This window comes from Rahnella victoriana (assembly GCF_004330295.1).
Classification (GTDB): Bacteria; Pseudomonadota; Gammaproteobacteria; order Enterobacterales; family Enterobacteriaceae; genus Rahnella; species Rahnella victoriana.
The window spans coordinates 31908-51503 of the sequence record NZ_SJOJ01000016.1 but is presented as its reverse complement, the minus strand read 5'-3'; the positions used below and the strand labels follow the sequence as shown (position 1 = coordinate 51503).

Sequence of the window (19596 nt, the reverse complement as noted above, 5' to 3'; positions counted from 1 at the left end):
GGACGCAGGCTAAATACGGCTTAAACAGTCGATAGCAATGGCCTTAAAGCTTTCAAAGTTCTCACTGCTCAGCAAACGGCTCATTGAGCGTTCCCGCACAAACGTCACGAACAAATCGTAAATCGCCATCGCCTCTTCATAATCTGCCTTGCTGATCGCCAGCAGGAAAATCACGTGCGCGGTTTCCCCTTCTCCCCACGCAATGCCCTGCGGCGAAAGCAAGGTGATCACCACGGTTTTCTTCGCCAGCAACCCCAGCGAGTGCGGCAGCGCAATGCCTTCGCCGAGCATGGTGGAGACAATCTCTTCGCGCTCGACCACTGACGGGTAAAACGCCTGATCGACGTAGCCTTCTTCTTCCAGCTGTGAGCACACATGGCGGAATAACTCCGCCTGCGTCATCGGCTGGTTGACGATCATAAAGTGTTTTTCGTCGAAGAATTTTTCCAGCATATAAGGCCGCGTGCGGTCGACCAGCACCAGCTTGCCGAGCTGTTCCATCTGGTATTCCGTCGGGAAAGGCGACAACACCACTACCGGCTTGTTCTTCTCGCTGATGCGGGCGTTAGAAATAATAAAATCTTCGTCGATATGTTCCAGTTGCTCGTAATCGCGCAGCGTCACAATCTGCTTCATCACCAGTTGCGGATACTTACGGTTAATCTGCGCCTGGATCATGCGGATGGTCGAATTACCGGTATCGCACACCAGCATCACCTGCGGATGGCGCTGATAGCCGATGTTGTAATGCCGCTCCAGTCCGACGCCGATATGCAGCACCAGAAAACCGATCTCGTTTTCGCTCAGGGTGTACGGCGTGTATTTCCCCCAGCTCGACACCGCCGCCAGCGTAACGTCATACGCCATCGGGTAATGCTGTTTGATGTTGTTCAGCAGCGGATTGGGGATATTAATCTGGTATTTCACCCGCGTAATCATGGTCTTGATGTGGGTCAGCAGGTCGGCGCGCAGCTGCTTATCGCCCTGCAAATCATAGTTATAGTGCGAATTGATATACGAGAGAATGTAATCGACCAGCGACTCGTCATCGTCGGCGTTAATATCCGTCGGCAAAATCTGCTGCACCCGGCGGGCGGCGATATTGACCCGCAGATAGGCTTCTTCGGAGGCCGGGATTTCCTTACCCACCAGATTTTTCAGTTCCGCCGCCAGACGCACGGACACCTGCTTCACCGCCGGATCGCCGTCTTCGGCATCGAAATCCGTCAGCGGATAACCGCCGGTAATACGCTTGATCGCCACCGCGCAATACAGAATTAAATACTGCTCGCCTTCGTCGGTCAGCTGAATGGCAGACTGCGCCAGCAGCTGATGCATAAAGCGCGTCAGCGGCACCAGCGCCTCAGGTTCCAGACTTTCCGCTTTCAGCAGCGGATTGGCCTGCTCCTCGGCATCAAGCTGGAACAAGAGATCGGTCAGACAGGCGCGGATCGCCAGCTCCGCGCCAAACAACTTCATGCCATAGCGCGGTTTGGTTTCGATATTCAGGTGATAACGCGCCAGATGCTCGCGTACGTCGGCCATATCATTTTGCAGCGTGCCCCGGCTGACAAACCATTCATCGGCCAGATCTTCCAGCTTCAAAGAAAAGGCCGAGGTCAGAAAGCGGATCAGCAACGTCTTTACCCGCTCAGCCGCCGTGCGCGGCGTCGGGTTCGGTTTACGCTGCACCGGCTGCTGTAATGAGGAGAACAAGGTGTGATCGTCAATCCGCAACTGATAACCGCTGCCACGGCTGTGTACGAACGTCGCGCCATAGTCTGCGATGATTTCATTCAGCGCCGTGATGTCTGCACGCACCGTCCGCGTCGAGACGGACAGACGTTTCGCCAGTTCATCCTGAGGCAGCGTTTCGGTTTGCAGCGCATCAAACAATTGCGCCAGCCGTTGATTGGGAAATCTCACCATTGTTTTTCCATATTATTCCGGCGACGGCGCGATCACCATTTGCGACGGACTGCCGACCGCAACATAGCCATCGACGAACGTCAGTGTGCCGTTTTCAGCAGATACCTTGAATCGGGTGATGTTATCGCTTCGTTGATTCATTGCGTAAATATATTTGCCATCCGGTGACAATGTCAGCGTGCGCGGGTAGTCGCCGCGCGTCCAGACGTCATCGTGCCAGGTCATCGTGCCTTCGCCGGTCACGTTGATCTGCGCAATGCTGTTATGCAGACGGTTCGCCACATACAGATGTTTGCCGTCCCTGCTCAGCACAATGCCTGCGGCAAAGTTAGTGCCTTTGAAACCGGCCGGCAGCGATGAAAGGCTGTGCAGTTGCGTCAGCGTGCCTTTTGCCGCATCAAGGCGATAACTGGTCAGCGTCGAGGCTTCCTCGTTGATCAGGAAAACCACTTTGCCGTTCGGATGAAACACAAAATGGCGCGGCCCTGCACCTTCTGAAGACGCGTTGATAAACGGCGGATCGTTGGCTTCCAGCACGCCGGTTTCGCTGTTGAGTTTCCACTGATAAATCCTGTCCAGACCGAGATCCGTGGAGAACACGAATTTACCGGAAGGATCGGTGGCGATCATGTGAGCGTGCGGCCCGTTATGGTCGCTGATGGCAAAGCTGCCTTCTGCCGCCGCCGCCGGTTTACCTGCGCCCGCCGGCCCGGAATCCTGCTGGCTGTTGCTGGCCTCACTCAGTTTTCCGCTGGCATCCACCGGGAATACCGCCACCACGCCGCTGATATAATTCGCCACCAGCAGATGGTCGCCTTTTGGCGTCAGCGACAAATACACCGGCCCTGCGCCCTGCGAATCCACCTGATTGATCAGCGTCAGGCTGCCGTCTTCCGGCGCAATACGGTAAGCGGCCACGGCACCGTGTTTGCCGCCGTTGTAATCATCAGTTTCACTGCCGATGAACAGCGTTTTGCCGTCGTGGCTGAGCACCATCTGCGCCTGATTGGGCAACTGGCTGGCGAGGGTTTTATCGCTCAGTGCGCCGGTTTTCGGATCGAATTTAAAGCGGTAGACACCTTCCCCGTTCGGGTTGTAGGTGCCGACGTAAGCAAACTGCGGAGTCGTGGAGGTCATTGTTTTTTCTGCTGCATAAAGCGGCGCGGCGGTCACGGCCAGCATCGCGGAGGTTAAACCTGAAATCAGAAACCAGTTTCTCATACATTTCCTCAAAATTTGGGGGCTGTCAGACAAACAAGATAACTCTGCATCCGCCCGAAGGTTGAGGGATGCAGAGTGTTTAACCGCGCAGACGGCTTACCGCGCAGGAAAGGTCAGAACCTTCAGCCCACCAGTTTTTTAACACTGGCCAGCAGCGTTCTCACATCGTCAGGACGGGTGTTGCCCGACGCGCTGTCGATAATCGAACTGTAGATATGCGGGATGATTTTGGTGACACCTGCCGCCAGCGCGATTTCCATAATCGGCTCAAAGTTTTCCAGATCGATTCCGCCGGTTGGCTCCAGCCAGAAATCCTGCTCCGCACAGGCACGCGCCACGGCGGCGAATTCGTCACGGGTTTTCAGGCCGCCCATCGGGAAATATTTCACCGAGCTGCCGCCCATGTCTTTCAGCAGCGCAATCGCCGTTTCCACCGGCACAATCGCATCGCTGGCCGCAGAACTCAGCGGCCCGGTATTGATCTTCACAAAGCCCACTTTGCCGGTCGGAGAAATCAGACCGTTGACCACGCTGTCGTTTTGCCCGAGCAGCGCACGGCTGGTGCCGACGCCGGTAAACACCTGATTGACGTGCTGCGGCTGAACCTGTGCAGAAATCTGGCTGACCATCAGCGACTGCCGCGGATCGCCCGCGCCTAAGCCGACGGACAAGGCGTTTTCAATCAGCGCCGCGTATTCCTTCATGTCCGCGACCGCGCTCGTCACATCGGCGTAATTTTTCGACAGCACGCCGACCAGCACGTGGCCCTCTGCGGCGGCGTAAATGTCACGGGCATTGTCTTTAGAACCGGCCAGCACATTCAGGCACACGCGGTCACGGTAGAAATTCGGGGTCAGCTTCATGCTTTATCTCCGCTGAAAAGGTGTTTAAAACGTTGTGCGACGATGGCGAGCTGCGGCGGCGTCACGCTGCGCACATCGACTTCAATCTTGCCTTCGTTGGCGCGGTAGCCACGGAAGTAAATGGCGATATCGCCGTTCTTCATGGCATCCACAATGTCTTTGGTTTTCCAGCCGAGCACCGCTTCATCGAAAGTAATTTCCGTGCGGGCAATATCGCGTCCGGCACTGTCCCAGACCACACGACCGGTCACGCCGTTGATCTCATTCAGGCTGGCGATGAATGGCGTCATCTTGTCGACCATTTCCTGCCCGGTGGTTTTCGGCAAAGTGAGATAGCTTTCGATCGCCTGCGTCAGGCCGAGAATGCCTTCCTTGCCGACTTTCATCGCACGGCCAATGCCGCCGGATTGCAGTTTTACCCATTCAACGTACTGTTTCTTGCCGAGCACCAGACCGCTGGTCGGCCCTTCGATGGCTTTTGCGCCGCTGTAAATCACCAGATCCGCGCCCATCTCGTAATAGCAGGTCAGATCTTCTTCTGCGGCGGCATCAACAATCAGCGGCAGGTTATGCGCACGCGCCACTTCTGCGGCTTCGGCCACCGACAAAATACTTTTCTGCACGCTGTGATGCGATTTGATGTACAGAATGGCGGCCGTACGCGGCGTGATGCAGGCGGCGAGTTGCGCGGCAGAACATTCGTTGGCGTAACCGGCTTCCACCACTTTGCCGCCGCCCATCGTGACCATGGTGGCGACCGGCGCGCCGAAGTTCACGTTATGGCCTTTTGGCAGCACGATATCGTGCGGGATCTCCAGCGGCGCAGCGTGCAGGTTTTCCAGCAGCCAGGCGTCATCTTTGACGATCACCGCCGCAACGGACTGCGCGATCCCGGCAGAGGCGCAGGACACCACCACGGCATTTTCGACGTTAAGCAGTTTCGCGATATAAGCGCCGGTTTTGTTCACCAGATCTTTCATCTCGAAGTAATGATTCAGGCCGGTATTCACCACTGCCGCCACTTCTTCACGCGGCGTGGACACACCCAGCGCCGTCATGCGACCTGAGGCGTTAATAACCTGTTTTAAATCATATTTTTCATATAAAGAGTGTTCAGAAGACATGAGCAGATTTCCCTTCTTCGGTTAACAGGGTGACGCCCGCGACCACAGCGGCCAGAGGCACCAGCAAACTTTCGCCCTTCACGGACTGTCCTTCGGAATCGACAAACACCTGCGGCGTCTGACGGCATTCAAACAGGGTCAGGTCGGCGTCAGCACCGACTTCCAGACGGCCTTTGGCAGGCAGGCGCAGCGCGTCGGCGGCGTGCGAGGTGACGCAGTCAATCACCTGCGGCAGGGTCATGCCGACGCTGAAGAATTTCGACATCACGGTCGCCAGGCTGTGCACCGGCCCGTTCATGCGGTTGCGGCAATAAATATCGGAGCTGATGGTGTGCGGCAAAATGCCCTGCTTAATCGCCCGTTCCGCCACGTCGAAGCTAAAACTCGCGGTGCCGTGACCGACATCCAGCAACACGCCGCGGCTCAGCGCACGTTTGATGGCATCGCGCAGCACGCCTTCCGGCGAAAGAATGCGGTTCGGTTTACCGTTATAGCAGTGAGTAATAATGTCGCCGGAGGTCAGTAAATCCGCGATTTCATCGAGGTTCGGCGGATTATTGCCGATATGCACCATCAGCGGCAGGTCGTTGTTTTCGTGCTGAATTTCTTTGGCGCGCACCAGCGGTTTGATGCCGTTCTGGCCGACCACGCTGCTGCTCATCCGCGCCTTGATACCGATAATAAAACCGGGATTTCGCGCGATGGCGTCACGCACGCCGACCTTGTCGATCTGCGTCATGTCCGCCAGTTCGTTCTGCGTGACAATGCCGGTACGCGCGATATTCAGAAACGCGTAAACGTTGGTTTTCGCCGCACGGGTGAGCTGATAAAAATCGTCGACATCATTGGCACCGGTGCTGCCGGCATCCGCCACGGTGGTGACACCGCAGGCGACGCCAATCAGGTCAGCATCGTCATGATAAATCGGCGATTTGGGATAACAGTGAACATGGGAGTCGATCCAGCCTGCGCTGGCGTAAACCTTGCCCTGAAGATCGAGGGTCTGGCGGGCGGTGGCATCGGAAGCCAGCGTGCCAATGGCGGCGAATTTGCCGTCGCGAATTGCAATATCAGTCAGGCTGCCGTCTGCGCGTAATGCCTGGCGGATGATTAAGTCATACATACGACGTTCTCCATAATCTCGGGCGTCAGGAGTGTTCCTGACGCCCGTTTACTGCTTATGTACTGCTTCTTACAGTGAAACCGGGAAGATGGCGCCCAGCACCATCGCACCGAGAATGGCACCACCGGTAATCGGCTTCTGCCACAGATAGAAACCCAGTGCGCCAATCAGCGAGCCAAGACCGATTGGAATCGATGCGGCCATTGCGGAGAGGATAATCAACGGCCCGAGGAAGCGGCCGGAGGCATTACCCGCGCCCATCATCACGTCAGCGCCGTAGGTGGAGTTGCTCTGATTGATGGTGAATTTACGCGCCAGAATGATGATGTAACCGACGGCTAACCCGAGGATCAGGCCGGTCACCAGCGAGGCGGCAAAGTTCGCCACCGGGAAGATAATCCCGGCGCCCAGCAGCATTGCAGGAACGCCCAGGCCGATACCGGTCTGGATCGCGCCGCCGATATCGAGAATACCGACCAGCGAACCTTCGATGATGCGGGCAAACAGGAAGCTGGCACCAAAGGCCGCCACTGCGCCGTACACGCCGGTATCCATGCCGGAACGCAGCATCGACACAAAGGCCACTTCGTTAAATGCACCGATGCCGTACAGGTAATACATGTGTGTCCCGGCGAAAACGCCGGAAGACAGCAGTCCGACAAAAATCGGGAACGACCACTCGGCGTACCAGAAACCACGTTTGGCTTGTTCTTCCATTGTCATGTTCCCCTTACTTACCGCTGAGTGAGTTGTGAATGCCGTTCAGCCATGTCGGGACGTCCAGCATGAAGGATTGCAACAGCTTGACGTCGAAACCACGGAAGAAACCGCTGAGAACGAACAGCGCGATAATCGCCGCCATCATCACTTTGGTGACGTGGTTCCAGCCGCTCTCTTCGACGCCTTTACCGATCAGGATACCCAGTACCAGACCCGGCACGGCGTTCCCCATGATCATCTGCGCCAGACCGCCAAAAATGGTGGCCCAGAAACCGGAACGACGTCCTGCATCGATCGCCGCCAGCCAGAAAATCACCGGCATGACGGTGTTCACCAGCAGGTTAGCCGCAGGCACCAGCACTTTAATGGCCGTGACCTGCAACGCCGCAGGCACGGCAGACGCGGTGGTGTTGAGGAAGGCCACCACAATCATGCCGATGATGCCGCCCGCAATCGCCATCTTGCGCGGGTCGTGCAGGGTTTCAGTGACATTGCGGTTTTTGAACATCAGGGCAGCGGTGGCCCAGTGAGGAATGATGCGGTGGTCAACGTCCTGAGTGAAAGAACCTGCCGCCACGGAAGATGCCCAGGCGTTAAAGAAGAAGCCCAGACCGAATGAGAAATGCGAAGCCGGATCGCCTTCACAGGAGTTTAATTCCCCAAGCGTACGAAAAGCCCCCATTCCTTGCACGGTTGGCGCATGGAACATACGTGCGGCACCCGCACCTACGCCCACCCCAACCAGTCCGCCGATAATAAGCGACTTAAATAAAATAATTAAAAACATCAGTATATCCTTGTCATTTATAGCTAACGTTTTTATTTCGTGACAAAAACTACCTGTTCCGTATTAATAACAGTCAGGTTGACGGTAATGTCTAACGCCACGTAATAACTCTTTCTTTCCCTGGCCAGAAAAAAGAACAGAAACTTTTCTCTTTTAACCGACTCCTCTGCCTTTATTACCTTGACGTCCTGCGGTTCAATGCGCAGCAAGACATTATTAGCAGACGATTTGAGAACCGTTCTCTGAACCTGACTCAGTGCGGAAGAAAAGGCGGCAGCCTTATTTTCGCCCTTTCCTTCAACCCGGACTGTTGTGGTTAATTGTTGCTTCATTACGCCTGACCATACTTCTTGTTATAAGCTTCAACCAGACGCTGACCCAGTTCTTCTTTATCCATAAATCCGAACCCTAATACTAAACAGCCTTCGTTAATCGCCGTGACACCTTCATCAACTGAACGCATCCCGTACTTCGCTTTATATCCGTATTTGTTTTGTGCGGTAATCGCACCTGCACCGCCACTGCCGCAGAAAGAAATACCAAAGGTCGCGCCTTCTGCTTTCATCACGTCGCCGAGTTTCATGTCTGCCGCCATACCGGGGACAACAATGGCTTTTCCGCCAGCCGCTTCCACGCCTGCTGCCACTTTCTGGCCTTTACCTAAACGGTCGCCGATCACAACTAATACTTGTCCCATGATTCACATCTCCACATTAATTAATGTATTAAAATTTCAATAAAAATTATTTCTGCTCGTTGTCTCTGGCCACTTCAAAATGTACCGAGAGCAAATACGCTTCCTCAATCGGTAAATTCCCGAACCAGCTCACCACGTCCTCTGCCATTTGCATGGAGTCGGCAGAGATTTCATCAAATAACTCTTTTTCGACTTCAGGCAACGGCTCACCGGTAATCGAGCGTAATACCATGGCTTTAACGTGTGACGTTAACATCTGCAACTGAACATCGGTGGTGTAGATATTCTTCGCACTTTGCATTGTCTGAATATCTTTTAATACTTGCTCTGTTATCGCCGCAGCATCTTTCAATTCAATCCGCCCGGTCCCATTCACAGATGCGCTTGCGTTATTCACTCGCGGTTACCTCTCTCCTTGCCCGGCCCACTATTTTCAGCCGTGTATTTCGTCTGTCTTTACCCTAACCCCGGTAAGATTTCCTGTGTAGAGGGTCTTTTTCCAGTTCGAAGTGGAAATACGATGCGCTGAGCAGATCCAATTCGCAAAACGAAAAGTTAAGTCGCCATATCACTGAATATTGCAGGGTGTAGCAGCGTATTACACTGGTAATCGGATTTTTCGCAATGCGGATTAATTCCCTCACAACGCTTTCATTTCCGCTTAAGAGTGCCTAGTATCAAAGAACACATGCAAATTACCGACACCCCTGCGCTTACCCGCAGGGGTGTTATTTTTTGCCGACCGGCACCCCACTCGCATGAAGCGGGTGATGCAAAAGGAACCATGGAGAATGTTATGAGTAAACCGACACTGATCATCAATGAACTTGACGCAGAACGCCTGGACACACTGCTGGCGCAACCGGCGTTTGCCAGCAGCCCGGTCGCCGACGCACTGAATGACGAGTTAGATCGCGCCGAGATTTTGCCGCCCGAGGAAATCCCTGCCGACGTAGTGACGATGAACAGCAAGGTTCGCTTTACTGAAGGTAAAGACGGCGAAGAACACATCCGCACGCTGGTCTATCCGGCGGCGCTGAAAGACAGCAACGAGCAACTGTCGGTGATGGCCCCGCTGGGCGCTGCCCTGCTGGGGCTGCGCGTGGGCGCAAGTATCACGTGGGAAATGCCCAATGGCGAGGAAAGCCACATCACCGTGCTGGAGTTGTTGTTTCAGCCGGAGGCGGCGGGGGAGTTGAGACGTTAAGGCAGTTAACTCCTTTTTCTGCGAAGGTGGGAGGCAACGCGCTGAACGGCTCCCTCCCCTGCGAAGGGGAGGGTTGGGGTGGGGTATTAATGGCGAATCAATAAGTTGAAGTTTGCACTGACATTGGTTTTGCCTTTAAAACCCCCTCCCCGCCTCCCCCTTCGCAGGGGGAGGAGCAGGACAGCGATCAATTCCGGCTATTTCTCACCATGAAATAATGTGGGGTTTACTCCCTACCCTTCGCAGGGGGAGGAGCAAGACACCCGCCATCTGCTTACTTAAACTTCTTGTGGTTCTCATTCCTTGTCGCCTTGAACCCTTCGGCTTCTTTCTTCGCTTCATCCACTTTACCCGCTTTCGCTAAAGCAGAAGCTTTATCAATCTGGCCGATCAGCGTATCCAGCCCTTTGTGGTAATCCTGCATTTCCGGGCTGTCAGGGGCTTTGCCTTCCAGTTTCGGTGGCGTGGCTTTTTTCGCGTCTTCCGCTGCGGCTTTCATGTTCGCCAGACCGGTGGTCAGTTCGGCCTGATCGTTGGTTTTCAGCACCTTGCTGTAATTATCAGAAATGGTGTCCATGTCCGTTTCTAAATCTGCTGCCAGTGCCACCGTGCTGCTTCCCAGCATTGCGACTACCGCTAACGCCATCAGTTTTTTACGCATGATCTTTCTCTCTATTGTTATTTATTTGTTAGATAAAACGACATTGCTTGTAAGGCTTTATAAAAATAGGCTGAGAGAGAGGAAAACGGGATGAATTTTTTGTAAAGAAGGGTGGCAGGTGAGAAGCAGCGATCGGGCGACCGCTGCTTTGCAGGAAAATTACTCGCCGGCGATTTTCATTGCCGGTAACAGCACGGAACCGCACTGGATATTACTGCGGGTTTCGATATCGCTGCCGATGGCGACCATGTTGCGCCACATGTCTTTCAGGTTTCCGGCGATGGTGATTTCACTGACCGGATACTGGATTTCGCCATTCTCGACCCAGAAACCGGCCGCGCCGCGTGAGTAGTCACCGGTGACGCCGCTGACGCCCTGACCCATCAGTTCCGTCACGACCAGACCTTTATCGAGCTTACGCAGCATACCGGCGAAATCATCACCCTGACCGGCGATGCGCCAGTTATGGATGCCGCCCGCGTGACCGGTGGTTTGCAGACCGAGTTTACGTGCGGAATAACAGGTCATCAGCCAGCTTTGCAGGATGCCGTCTTTAACGATATCGCGACGCTCAGTGCGCACACCTTCGCTGTCGAACGGCGTGGATGCCAGCCCCTGTAACAGATGCGGATGCTCTTCGATGGTCAGCCACTCCGGCAGGATCTGCTTGCCGAGGCTGTCGAGCAGGAAGGACGATTTACGGTAAATGCTGCCGCCGCTGATCGCCCCGACCAGATGCCCGAACAGGCCGGTCGCCACTTCGGAAGCGAACAACACCGGAGCCTGCATGGTCGGTAATTTACGCGGAGCCAGACGCGATAAGGTGCGGCGTGCACATTCTGCGCCGACCCATTCCGGATCTTTCAGGTCGCTGATTTTACGCGCGATGGAATAAGCGTAGTCGCGTTCCATGTCGCCCTGGTGTTCCGCGATAACCGAGGCGGAAATCGAATGGCGCGTCGAGCAATAGCTCTGCAACATGCCGTGGCTGTTGCCGAACACGCGGATGCCATAATGGCTGTTGAAACTGCCGCCTTCGGTGTTGGTGATGCGCTTATCGGCTTTCAGCGCCGCCTGTTCAGCACGGGCGGCCAGTTCGATACTGCGATCGGCATCGAGTTCTTCCGGGTGGAAGAGGTCCAGATCCGGCGCGTCGAATGCCAGCATCTCTTTGTCAGCCACGCCCGCGAACGGATCCGGCGAGGTGTAACGGGCGATATCCAGCGCCGCCTGCACGGTGCGGGAAATGGCGTCCGGGCTTAAATCGGTAGAAGAGGCGCTGCCCTTACGGTTCTGATAATAAACGGTAATGCCCAGCGCGCCGTCGCTGTTGAATTCAACGTTTTCCACTTCGCCAAAACGGGTACTGACGCCGATACCGGTGGTTTTGCTGACCGCCACTTCGGCAGCATCTGAACCGGCTTTCGCCAGTTCCAGCGCCTGAGATACGGCCTGTTCCAGGGTTTTACGCTGTTGCGCTACTTGATTCACTACGTTCATCGGCATGCCATCGCTTATGAGATTAAAGGGTTTGTTCTACACTGATATACAGAAACGCTTACCTTTGAGTCTAACAGAGACTCGCCACAATTTCGCATTCACTCCGGCGTTGTTATGCCCAAAGTTGCAACAGAACATGGATGTATGCGGCATAACCCTGCATAATGCCGCCGAAGCAATAAAGCACAATCAAACTGACAGGATTACCTCGTTAAGAGGAAGCGCCCATGACAAAGAAAATTGACGACTGGCACGACGACGTTCCCGACACCAACGAGAACGACGATGATGATGAAATCATCTGGGTCAGTAAAAGTGAAATCAAACGTGACGCCGAGGCGCTGAAAGATCTCGGTGCAGAAATGGTTGAGCTGGGTAAAAACTCGCTGGACAAACTGCCGCTGGACGACGATCTGCGCGCGGCGATCGACTTAGCGCAGAAGATCAAGAAAGAAGGCCGCCGCCGTCAGCTTCAGCTGATCGGTAAAATGCTGCGTTCCCGCGATGTCGAGCCAATCCAGACTGCGCTGGATAAGCTGAAAAACCGCCACAACCAGCAGGTGTCGCTGTTCCATAAACTGGAAATGCTGCGTGACCGTCTGGTGGAAGAAGGTGACGATGCGATCCCGCCGGTGCTGGAACTGTATCCGGAAGCCGACCGCCAGCAGCTGCGTGCGCTGATCCGCAACGCACAGAAAGAGAAAGCCGCCAACAAGCCGCCAAAATCTTACCGCCAGATCTTCCAGTATCTGCGCGAACTGGCTGAAGGTCAGGACTAAAAAACAAAAACCCGCTTTGATGGCGGGTTTTTTCTTTTCAGCCTTTGGCCTTCGCCGCCGGTTTCTCCGGCAGGTTAAGACGCAGCGCGCCTTCCAGTTCTTCTTCCGCTTCTTCAAACAGCAAAATTAATGCGCCGAAACGTCGTTTACGGCTGGCATTCAGGTTCATGAAATTTATCTCAACCGGCAGTGCAATTCCGCCCGTTACCTCGTCCCAGAGTGCGTCCAGATTCGCGCCGAAGCTGTCGGTCAGCGCAAACTGACGGGCAAACTCGCGGTAGAATGCGGGTAAATCCGGGATGTGATTAAAATCGAAGCTCACTTTATTCATCGACGTTACTCCACCCGAACGAAATTTTGATAATGATCTTTACTGACGTAAATCAGCCCGTCGCTGGCAAACAGCACGCGGTCAGCGCCGCGGCGTCCGCAGCGATAGTTGATATCCGCTTCACGCCAGACCCGTTTTGAGGCCGAAGGCAGCCGCCCTTCCCGGTTAGAGAAACGGTCGCCGCCGATGGCTTTGCCCGGCAAGACATCACACAGATTCCCGGCGCGTGCATCCCATCCGGCTTCCCGCGCCTTTTTCTTGGTGATGTAGTTTTCCGGCAATTGATGATTCTGGCGCAAATAGCTGATCACCGTTTTCTCTTCCGTCCCCGTCACGATAGTGCCCGGGTTGTGTGTCGTTTTCGCGACAATCGGCCCTGCGATGCCACACAGTCCCGCGATCACGGCGACCGCCATCATCAGTTTGCGCGGCCGTAGCCCGTTAAATACCGTCATTGGCGTCCTTTGTGTTTAGCCCGCATCGATCTGTTCCTGTTTATTGTTTCTTAAAACGCCGTATCTGGAAAGCTGACTTAAAGATTTCCTAAATGCAGCGTTTTCACCTGCAAATACTCTTCCAGCCCCAGCACCGAGCCTTCGCGTCCCAGGCCGGATTCTTTCACCCCGCCGAACGGCGCGGCTTCATTGGAAATCGCACATTCGTTAACGCCGATCATGCCGCTTTCGATGGCGTCCGCGACGCGGAAAATGCGTTTCAGGTTCTGGCTGTAGAAATACGCCGCCAGCCCGAAAGGCGTGTCATTGGCGCGTTTAATCACCTCTTCTTCCGTGCTGAAACGGAAACAGGCTGCCAGCGGGCCGAAGGTTTCTTCGTGCGCCACTTTCATGTCATCCGTCGCATCGATAATGACCGTCGGCTGGAAGAAGTTACCGCCGAGTTTATGACGCTGGCCGCCTTCCATCAGCCGTCCGCCTTTCTCCAGCGCGTCTTTGACGTGCTCTTCGACTTTCTCAAGCCCCTGAATATTGATCAGCGGCCCGACAATCACACCCTCGTCCATGCCGTTGCCGACTTTAAGCTTGCGCACCTCTTCCACCAGACGCGAGGTGAATGCCTCGTACACGCCGTCCTGCACGTAAATCCGGTTGATGCACACGCAAACCTGTCCGCTGTTGCGGAATTTACAGGTGATCGCGCCCTGCACCGCCGCCTCAATATCGGCATCGTCAAACACGATGTACGGCGCGTTGCCGCCCAGTTCCATCGACACTTTTTTCATGGTGTCGGCGCTGTTACGCACCAGCGTTTTACCGATGGCGGTCGATCCGGTAAAGGAGACTTTGCGCACCGCGTCGCTCGCCATGATCACGTCGCTGATCGCCGCCGTGTCCCCGGCCACGCCGTTGATCACGCCATCCGGTACACCGGCGTCCTGCGCCAGTTGCAACAAGGCAAAGGCCGACAACGGCGTGTTACTGGCCGGTTTGATCAGGCCGGTACAGCCTGCCGCCAGCGCCGGACCCAGTTTGCGGGTCAGCATCGCCAGGGGGAAATTCCATGGCGTGATTGCCGCGACAACCCCGACCGGTTCGCGGGTCGCCAGAATGCGCGAGCCGGCTTTGGCCGGAGGGATGATTTCGCCGTTGGCGCGTTTGGCTTCTTCGCTGAACCATTGCAGATAGCTGGCGGCGTAATCGACTTCGCCCAGCGCCTCTTTCAGCGGCTTGCCCTGTTCGGCCACCATCAGCTCGCCGAGGAATTGTTTGTTTTCCAGCATCAGCTCATACCAGCGATGCAGAATTTCAGAACGGGCTTTTGCCGTGGTTTTGCGCCATTCAGGGAACGCGTCGCTGGCCGCCTTCACCGCAGCTTCCGTCTCTGCTTTACCGGCTTTTGCCACTTTAGCCACCACCTCGCCGGTGGCCGGATTCAGCACATCAAACGTTTCTCTGGCCTCATGCCATTTACCCCCGGCAAAGTAACCGGTCTTGAATAAAGGATGCGCAGACAGCTTTTCTGATTGGGCAGACATAGGGGATCCTCCTGATTTATGCCGTTCAACACGGGATATGGCAGTAAGTATAGACTCTAAAAAGGAAGGCGAAGGCACAGGACATTTAGCGTTCTGTGCTTGTAACATTCAGTTACACCAGGCTTTTCTGCTGAGATTAGCCAAAACCTCCGCATAACCATGAGGCGTCAGCTGCACCCCGCAGGTGCATGACGTGACCTTCCCGGTGTCTTTTTGCGCCATCAGATAGCATGCAAACCATAAGCAGAGTGTGATTTGCGCCGTCAGGGACAGAATGTGATGCAAATCACATGACTGGCATGGTTCCTGCTCAATACCTTCCGACCGCGCAATTCCTGCGCCGGTGCAAATTCCCTTTTTGGCAGTGAAGGTTTCTGCCGTCTTCCCAACTCTTCAACCCTAAAGAGGATCCTATGACTCAGGGGACGTTGAAAAAGAAATTAGGACTGGTGGATCTGACATTACTTGGTGTCGGCTCCATGATCGGTTCCGGATGGCTTTATGCGGCACTCACCAGTTCCGGCTATGCGGGCGGATTAACCGGCTGGGCGTGGCTGCTCGGCGCAGTGATGGTGCTGCTGATTGGGCTGGTGTTCGCCGAGCTTGCCGCCGCCATTCCGCGTGCCGGGGGTTTTGTCCGCTATCCGAATTACACGCACGGTAATGTGGTGGGTTTTGTTATCGGCGTGAGTTCGCTGCTGGCGTACACCAGTACTGCTGGCGTGGAAGTGGAAGCCGTGCGTCAGTATGCGATGTACTGGTGGCCCGCGCTGGGCCAGACCGACGGCAGCCCGACCGGTCTCGGCTTTGTGATGCAAATCGTTCTGCTGGTGGGTTTCTTCCTGCTGAACTACTGGAGCGTCAGTTTCTTCGGGCGCATCAATACCATTATTACGACCTTCAAATTCATCGTCCCGCTGATGGTAATTGTGACGCTGTTCGGCTATTTCCACGGCGGTAACCTGAGCGTACCGGGCACTGCACCGGGCGGCGTGCACGGTATCTTCTCGTCGCTGACCGGCGCTGGCATTGTGTTTGCGTATCTCGGTTTCCGTCAGGCGGTAGATTTCGCCAGCGAGGCGAAAAACCCGCAGCGCAATATCCCGATCGCCATCATGCTGGCCATTGGCATCAGCTTCGTGATCTACATTCTGTTGCAGTTCGCCTTTATGGGCGCAGTGCCCGCCGACATCCTCAGCGCACATGGCTGGGTCGGGCTGAAAACGATCTTCCAGTCCCCATATGCCGATCTGGCGCGCAGTCTGGGCATTACGTGGCTGATTAACCTGATCCTGATCGACGCCGTCATTTCTCCGGCAGGGACCGGGAATATCTATCTCGCCGGGGCTTCCCGCGTGCTGTTTGCCTGGGCGAAGAACGGCCATCTGTTCTCGATTTTCGCCAAAGTCGATCCGAAATCCGGCGTACCGCGCGGCGCACTCTGGCTGTCGCTGATTCTGGCCATTGCCTGGACGCTGCCGTCTGAATTTCAGGTCTGGGGCGGGCTGATCGGTGCAGTGACGTCCGCGACCGTGTTCACCTATATGCCCGGTCCGGTCAACGCCGGTGTTATGCGCTCACGGTTACCAAATCTGCCACGTCCGTTCCGGTTGCCGGTGTTTGGCCTGCTCAGCCCGCTGGCGTTTGTCGCCAGTACCCTGCTGATTTACTGGAGCGGCTGGTCGGTGAACGAATTGCTGATCCCGATCCTGGTCATTGCGTGGGTGGCGTACGTTTTGTTCGGCAAGAAAGATCAGCATTTCAAACGTGATGTGCAGAGCGCGTGGTGGTTGCTGGCTTATTACATCGCGATTTTCATTCTCTCTTACTTCGGCACCTACGGCGGAACGGGTGCGATTTCCAGCCCGCTGGACATGGTGCTGGTCGTGGTCGTGACGCTGGTTTGCTATTATTGGGGCGTGGCTTCCGGGCATGAAAAACTGGAAATCCCGCAGGATGACGAGGAAGACGACACACCGGTCAGCCCGCGCCGCGAGACCCGTGTCGCATAGTTGATGTAATGAAATTGTCGTACGTTCACATTGCGTTTCTTTGTCAGTAGACTGCGGGTTTTACTCCGCCATTCTCTGACAAAGGAACACGCAATGTCGACGCGCGAAAAGATGAATAAGGGTGAGCTGTATACGGACATGGGCGAAGGATTGCCGGAGGAACGCTGTGCCGGAAAAGAGCGGGTGTATGATTTCAATCTCACGCGCCCTTATGAAGAGGCAAAGCGCCTGCAATTGCTCAAAAGTATTATGGGCAGTCTGGGGGAGTCCTGCTGGATAGAGCCGCCGCTGCGTGTCGCCTACGGCACGCATATTCATATCGGCAATCACTTCTACGCTAACTTCAATCTCACGGTGGTGGATGACGCCACCGTGACCATTGGCGATAACGTGATGTTCGCACCGAACGTCACCCTCGCCACCGCCGGACATCCCATCGATCCTGACATCCGCATCACCGGTCAGCAATTCTCGCTGCCTATCGTCATTGAAGATAATGTCTGGCTGGGCACCGGCGTGATAGTCAATCCGGGGGTGACGATTGGGCGTAACAGCGTGATTGGAGCTGGCAGTGTGGTGACCAAATCCATTCCCCCGGATGTGGTCGCGGCAGGTGTACCCTGCCGCGTATTACGTCCGATCACCGCCAGCGACCGTGAGGCTTTCCTGAAATAGCCGCCGGTCAGGCAAGGAACGCATGCTGATAACGGTGCAGCATGTCAGTCAGACGCCGCACCGGCTCGGTCACTTTCAGCGGTGCGTCGTACTCAACCAGTTTTTCCTGATATTCGCCCAGCTCTTTCAGTAAACGCTGATAGTAATAGGTGCGTTTGCCTTCGCCTGAGGACGACACCACATGATCGGCGGTGTTACGGATTTTCTTGTGGAACGCTGACAGCTCGTCATTCACCGGCACTTCGGCCAGTTTCATGCGCTGATGGGCGATGATCAACAACAGCGCCAGACGGTACTTACCGATGTCATTCGGGAACATCACCAGCAACTGGTTCAACTGATGGTACAGCGCCGGAAGATGGTTTTCCCGACGACGGTACGCTTTGGTGGTCAGCGCCGACACCGCGCTGCTCATGAAGCGGTTTAGCAGCGTACGACCGGTTTTCTCGCGGGATTTATCGCGAATAATCAGCAACACCGCCATGGCGATCACCGTACCAATCGCCTGCCCCAGCGCGTTGTCGAGAAACGACGTCACGTTAAAGACCATCGGGTTGCTGAGCACCAGAATGTTGATGGTGCCCGCCAGCAGGCCAAGCATGCCGAGGCGGCGCTTGGTGACTTCGATACCGATAAAGAAGGTGAAAATCCCCAGCATCAGACAGAGCAAAAACAGGCTTTGCTGCGTCGCGGGCATGATCAGCATAAACATCATCGAGCCGACCGGGATCGCCAGCAACATGCCGACGATAAAGTCCATCGCCATGCCTTTCGGGTTCGGCGTACGCATCGCCAGCGAGGTCACGACGGCGATGATAATCACGCAGCCGCTGGCCGACGTCCAGCCGGTCCACAACCACATCAGGCAGCCGATGGCGGTCGCCGTAAAGGTACGCAGGCCGTTGACCAGCGCATGATGGCGTTCCGCAGAAACAGGACGCACCACCACTTCACCGTCGAGCACACCGCTTTCAACATTGTTAATGCTGCTGTTGGTATGGATGCCTTTCATCAGCAACAGCGCACGGGTACCGGCGCCGGTCCACGCGCTGAGGGTCATCAGCACGTTGTCGCTGTGCGTGCCGGTGATGATCTGACGCAACTGTTTCAGCCTGCGATGCACATCCGCCACGTTTTCAGCCGGTTCCGCAAACATCGCTTTCAGCTCAGGAGACAGCCGTTCCGGCGTGTTTTGCATGATCAGGTAGGTTTCGCACGCCTGAGTAATCATACTCAGCGACGTGCTGTGCAGCGCTTTCAGACGACGGTTGACCCGCTGCCAGCGCGAGGATTCCATCATCAGGCTGCCACGCATGCCGTTCAGCGCCGTGGTGCTTTTCACCAGATTATTCCACGACTTATCAATTTCTTCGCGGGTGCCGACATTCACGCAAATCCGCATCAGCGCAAACTGATCCAGCACCAGCTGACTGACCGCACGGTCGATATCTTTTTTGATGGAACGGGGAGAAAACAGCAGGTCGGCGACAATGGCGCAGCAAATCCCGATAACGATTTCACTGCAACGTTCCACCGCAAACTGCGGTGTCTGTAACGGCGCACTGGCGGAGGTCACCACAATAATCAGCGCGGTATAACCGGCCAGCCCCAGTGCATAGGAATTCTCAACGCGCACCAGTGAAGACCACCAGGTGCAGACACCGGCCCAGATACAGCACAACAGCAACATCACCACCGGCGCGCGGGCGGTGGCGATAACAATCACCAGCGCCGCGATACAGCCGATAAAAGTGCCGATCACGCGCAGGAAACCACGGTGACGAATAGCCCCGGCAAAGGGTTCGCCACCCGCCACCAGCGCAGGGCCGGAGGTGACAATGGCGGCGGTCATGGCTGACCAGCGCGGGGTTTCGAGTTGCAAATAGAACCCGAGAACCAGCGCGCCGAGGATGGCGAATGTCAGCTTGCAGGCAAAACGGACGCGCGGGATAAGTACGCTATTCATTTTCCGGC

General features: G+C 55.5%; 20 protein-coding genes. 4 read left to right on the top strand and 16 right to left on the bottom strand.

Translation table 11 applies throughout. The features are described from left to right. Window positions 1–9: 9 nt before the first annotated feature. From EYY67_RS14655 to EYY67_RS14610, 10 genes are all read right to left on the bottom strand, one after another. Window positions 10–1929 (bottom strand): BglG family transcription antiterminator, encoded by a 1920-nt coding sequence (locus EYY67_RS14655; RefSeq protein ID WP_165497966.1) that lies wholly within the window; start codon window positions 1927–1929, stop codon window positions 10–12. A gap of 12 nt (window positions 1930–1941) precedes the next feature. Next, the gene (locus tag EYY67_RS14650; protein WP_131693792.1) at window positions 1942–3150 is read right to left on the bottom strand and encodes a lactonase family protein; all 1209 of its coding nucleotides are present in this window, start codon (window positions 3148–3150) and stop codon (window positions 1942–1944) included. A gap of 122 nt (window positions 3151–3272) precedes the next feature. Further along, window positions 3273–4013: a 2-dehydro-3-deoxy-phosphogluconate aldolase gene (gene dagF / locus EYY67_RS14645; protein WP_119822415.1), complete on the bottom strand. Its 741-nt coding sequence runs from the start codon at window positions 4011–4013 to the stop codon at window positions 3273–3275. Beyond that, window positions 4010–5137 (bottom strand): DgaE family pyridoxal phosphate-dependent ammonia lyase, encoded by a 1128-nt coding sequence (locus EYY67_RS14640; RefSeq protein ID WP_131693791.1) that lies wholly within the window; start codon window positions 5135–5137, stop codon window positions 4010–4012. Before EYY67_RS14640 ends, dagF begins: the two co-directional genes overlap by 4 nt. After that, window positions 5127–6260 carry an amidohydrolase/deacetylase family metallohydrolase gene (locus tag EYY67_RS14635; RefSeq protein ID WP_131693790.1) on the bottom strand — a complete coding sequence of 378 codons (1134 nt, stop codon included), beginning with the start codon at window positions 6258–6260 and terminating at the stop codon, window positions 5127–5129. Before EYY67_RS14635 ends, EYY67_RS14640 begins: the two co-directional genes overlap by 11 nt. 69 nt (window positions 6261–6329) lie before the next feature. Then, complete coding sequence (locus EYY67_RS14630) at window positions 6330–6977, bottom strand: DUF4310 family protein (protein WP_047605604.1); 648 nt, start codon at window positions 6975–6977, stop codon at window positions 6330–6332. A 13-nt stretch (window positions 6978–6990) separates the two neighbouring features. Next, the gene (locus EYY67_RS14625; protein ID WP_013577268.1) at window positions 6991–7767 is read right to left on the bottom strand and encodes a DUF4311 domain-containing protein; all 777 of its coding nucleotides are present in this window, start codon (window positions 7765–7767) and stop codon (window positions 6991–6993) included. Between the two features lie 32 nt (window positions 7768–7799). Beyond that, window positions 7800–8099 carry a DUF4312 family protein gene (locus tag EYY67_RS14620; protein WP_047605601.1) on the bottom strand — a complete coding sequence of 100 codons (300 nt, stop codon included), beginning with the start codon at window positions 8097–8099 and terminating at the stop codon, window positions 7800–7802. Then, window positions 8099–8464, bottom strand: a complete 366-nt coding sequence (locus EYY67_RS14615) for an SFCGS family glycine-rich protein (RefSeq protein ID WP_013577270.1) — start codon at window positions 8462–8464, stop codon at window positions 8099–8101. Before EYY67_RS14615 ends, EYY67_RS14620 begins: the two co-directional genes overlap by 1 nt. 46 nt (window positions 8465–8510) lie before the next feature. Then, the gene (locus EYY67_RS14610) at window positions 8511–8861 is read right to left on the bottom strand and encodes a PRD domain-containing protein (RefSeq protein WP_131693789.1); all 351 of its coding nucleotides are present in this window, start codon (window positions 8859–8861) and stop codon (window positions 8511–8513) included. Window positions 8862–9260: 399 nt separating this feature from the next. On the opposite strand from EYY67_RS14610, the gene rnk reads away from it, so the two are divergent. Next, window positions 9261–9671, top strand: a complete 411-nt coding sequence (rnk, locus tag EYY67_RS14605) for a nucleoside diphosphate kinase regulator (protein WP_095924406.1) — start codon at window positions 9261–9263, stop codon at window positions 9669–9671. 274 nt (window positions 9672–9945) lie between these two features. Here rnk and cybC read toward each other — a convergent pair whose 3' ends face one another. Both cybC and pmbA read right to left on the bottom strand, forming a co-directional pair. Continuing rightward, a complete protein-coding gene (gene cybC, locus EYY67_RS14600; protein WP_131693788.1) occupies window positions 9946–10332 on the bottom strand; it encodes a cytochrome b562 in 387 nt (128 codons plus the stop codon). A 159-nt stretch (window positions 10333–10491) separates the two neighbouring features. Then, window positions 10492–11832: a metalloprotease PmbA gene (gene pmbA / locus EYY67_RS14595; RefSeq protein ID WP_095924404.1), complete on the bottom strand. Its 1341-nt coding sequence runs from the start codon at window positions 11830–11832 to the stop codon at window positions 10492–10494. Window positions 11833–12059: 227 nt separating this feature from the next. Between pmbA and yjgA the strand changes: the two genes are divergently transcribed. Beyond that, on the top strand, window positions 12060–12611 hold the full coding sequence (gene yjgA, locus EYY67_RS14590; RefSeq protein WP_015698912.1) for a ribosome biogenesis factor YjgA: 552 nt from the start codon (window positions 12060–12062) through the stop codon (window positions 12609–12611). A gap of 37 nt (window positions 12612–12648) precedes the next feature. On the opposite strand, the gene EYY67_RS14585 is transcribed toward yjgA, so the two are convergent. The 3 genes from EYY67_RS14585 to EYY67_RS14575 all read right to left on the bottom strand — a co-directional run bounded on the left by EYY67_RS14585 (window position 12649) and on the right by EYY67_RS14575 (window position 14935). Next, window positions 12649–12942 carry a barstar family protein gene (locus tag EYY67_RS14585; protein ID WP_131693787.1) on the bottom strand — a complete coding sequence of 98 codons (294 nt, stop codon included), beginning with the start codon at window positions 12940–12942 and terminating at the stop codon, window positions 12649–12651. 5 nt (window positions 12943–12947) lie between these two features. Continuing rightward, complete coding sequence (locus EYY67_RS14580; RefSeq protein ID WP_131693786.1) at window positions 12948–13397, bottom strand: ribonuclease domain-containing protein; 450 nt, start codon at window positions 13395–13397, stop codon at window positions 12948–12950. Between the two features lie 77 nt (window positions 13398–13474). Next, window positions 13475–14935, bottom strand: coding sequence for an NAD-dependent succinate-semialdehyde dehydrogenase (locus tag EYY67_RS14575; RefSeq protein WP_131693785.1), 1461 nt, complete (start codon window positions 14933–14935; stop codon window positions 13475–13477). 413 nt (window positions 14936–15348) lie between these two features. Between EYY67_RS14575 and EYY67_RS14570 the strand changes: the two genes are divergently transcribed. Further along, window positions 15349–16947: an APC family permease gene (locus EYY67_RS14570; protein ID WP_015698916.1), complete on the top strand. Its 1599-nt coding sequence runs from the start codon at window positions 15349–15351 to the stop codon at window positions 16945–16947. Window positions 16948–17040: 93 nt separating this feature from the next. Beyond that, on the top strand, window positions 17041–17622 hold the full coding sequence (locus EYY67_RS14565) for a DapH/DapD/GlmU-related protein (protein ID WP_131693784.1): 582 nt from the start codon (window positions 17041–17043) through the stop codon (window positions 17620–17622). 7 nt (window positions 17623–17629) lie between these two features. On the opposite strand, the gene aaeB is transcribed toward EYY67_RS14565, so the two are convergent. Continuing rightward, a complete protein-coding gene (gene aaeB / locus EYY67_RS14560; RefSeq protein ID WP_131693783.1) occupies window positions 17630–19588 on the bottom strand; it encodes a p-hydroxybenzoic acid efflux pump subunit AaeB in 1959 nt (652 codons plus the stop codon). Between the last annotated feature and the right edge of the window lie 8 nt (window positions 19589–19596).

Coding starts and splice junctions, on each gene's coding strand:
- EYY67_RS14570 (WP_015698916.1), top strand. CDS start 15,349: ATGACTCAGGGGACGTTGAAAAAGAAATTAGGACTGGTGGATCTGACA.
- EYY67_RS14635 (WP_131693790.1), bottom strand. CDS start 6,260: ATGTATGACTTAATCATCCGCCAGGCATTACGCGCAGACGGCAGCCTG.
- cybC (WP_131693788.1), bottom strand. CDS start 10,332: ATGCGTAAAAAACTGATGGCGTTAGCGGTAGTCGCAATGCTGGGAAGC.
- EYY67_RS14575 (WP_131693785.1), bottom strand. CDS start 14,935: ATGTCTGCCCAATCAGAAAAGCTGTCTGCGCATCCTTTATTCAAGACC.
- EYY67_RS14580 (WP_131693786.1), bottom strand. CDS start 13,397: ATGACGGTATTTAACGGGCTACGGCCGCGCAAACTGATGATGGCGGTC.
- yjgA (WP_015698912.1), top strand. CDS start 12,060: ATGACAAAGAAAATTGACGACTGGCACGACGACGTTCCCGACACCAAC.
- EYY67_RS14650 (WP_131693792.1), bottom strand. CDS start 3,150: ATGAGAAACTGGTTTCTGATTTCAGGTTTAACCTCCGCGATGCTGGCC.
- dagF (WP_119822415.1), bottom strand. CDS start 4,013: ATGAAGCTGACCCCGAATTTCTACCGTGACCGCGTGTGCCTGAATGTG.
- EYY67_RS14565 (WP_131693784.1), top strand. CDS start 17,041: ATGTCGACGCGCGAAAAGATGAATAAGGGTGAGCTGTATACGGACATG.
- EYY67_RS14620 (WP_047605601.1), bottom strand. CDS start 8,099: ATGAAGCAACAATTAACCACAACAGTCCGGGTTGAAGGAAAGGGCGAA.
- EYY67_RS14585 (WP_131693787.1), bottom strand. CDS start 12,942: ATGAATAAAGTGAGCTTCGATTTTAATCACATCCCGGATTTACCCGCA.
- rnk (WP_095924406.1), top strand. CDS start 9,261: ATGAGTAAACCGACACTGATCATCAATGAACTTGACGCAGAACGCCTG.
- EYY67_RS14615 (WP_013577270.1), bottom strand. CDS start 8,464: ATGGGACAAGTATTAGTTGTGATCGGCGACCGTTTAGGTAAAGGCCAG.
- pmbA (WP_095924404.1), bottom strand. CDS start 11,832: ATGAACGTAGTGAATCAAGTAGCGCAACAGCGTAAAACCCTGGAACAG.
- EYY67_RS14630 (WP_047605604.1), bottom strand. CDS start 6,977: ATGGAAGAACAAGCCAAACGTGGTTTCTGGTACGCCGAGTGGTCGTTC.
- aaeB (WP_131693783.1), bottom strand. CDS start 19,588: ATGAATAGCGTACTTATCCCGCGCGTCCGTTTTGCCTGCAAGCTGACA.
- EYY67_RS14625 (WP_013577268.1), bottom strand. CDS start 7,767: ATGTTTTTAATTATTTTATTTAAGTCGCTTATTATCGGCGGACTGGTT.
- EYY67_RS14655 (WP_165497966.1), bottom strand. CDS start 1,929: ATGGTGAGATTTCCCAATCAACGGCTGGCGCAATTGTTTGATGCGCTG.
- EYY67_RS14640 (WP_131693791.1), bottom strand. CDS start 5,137: ATGTCTTCTGAACACTCTTTATATGAAAAATATGATTTAAAACAGGTT.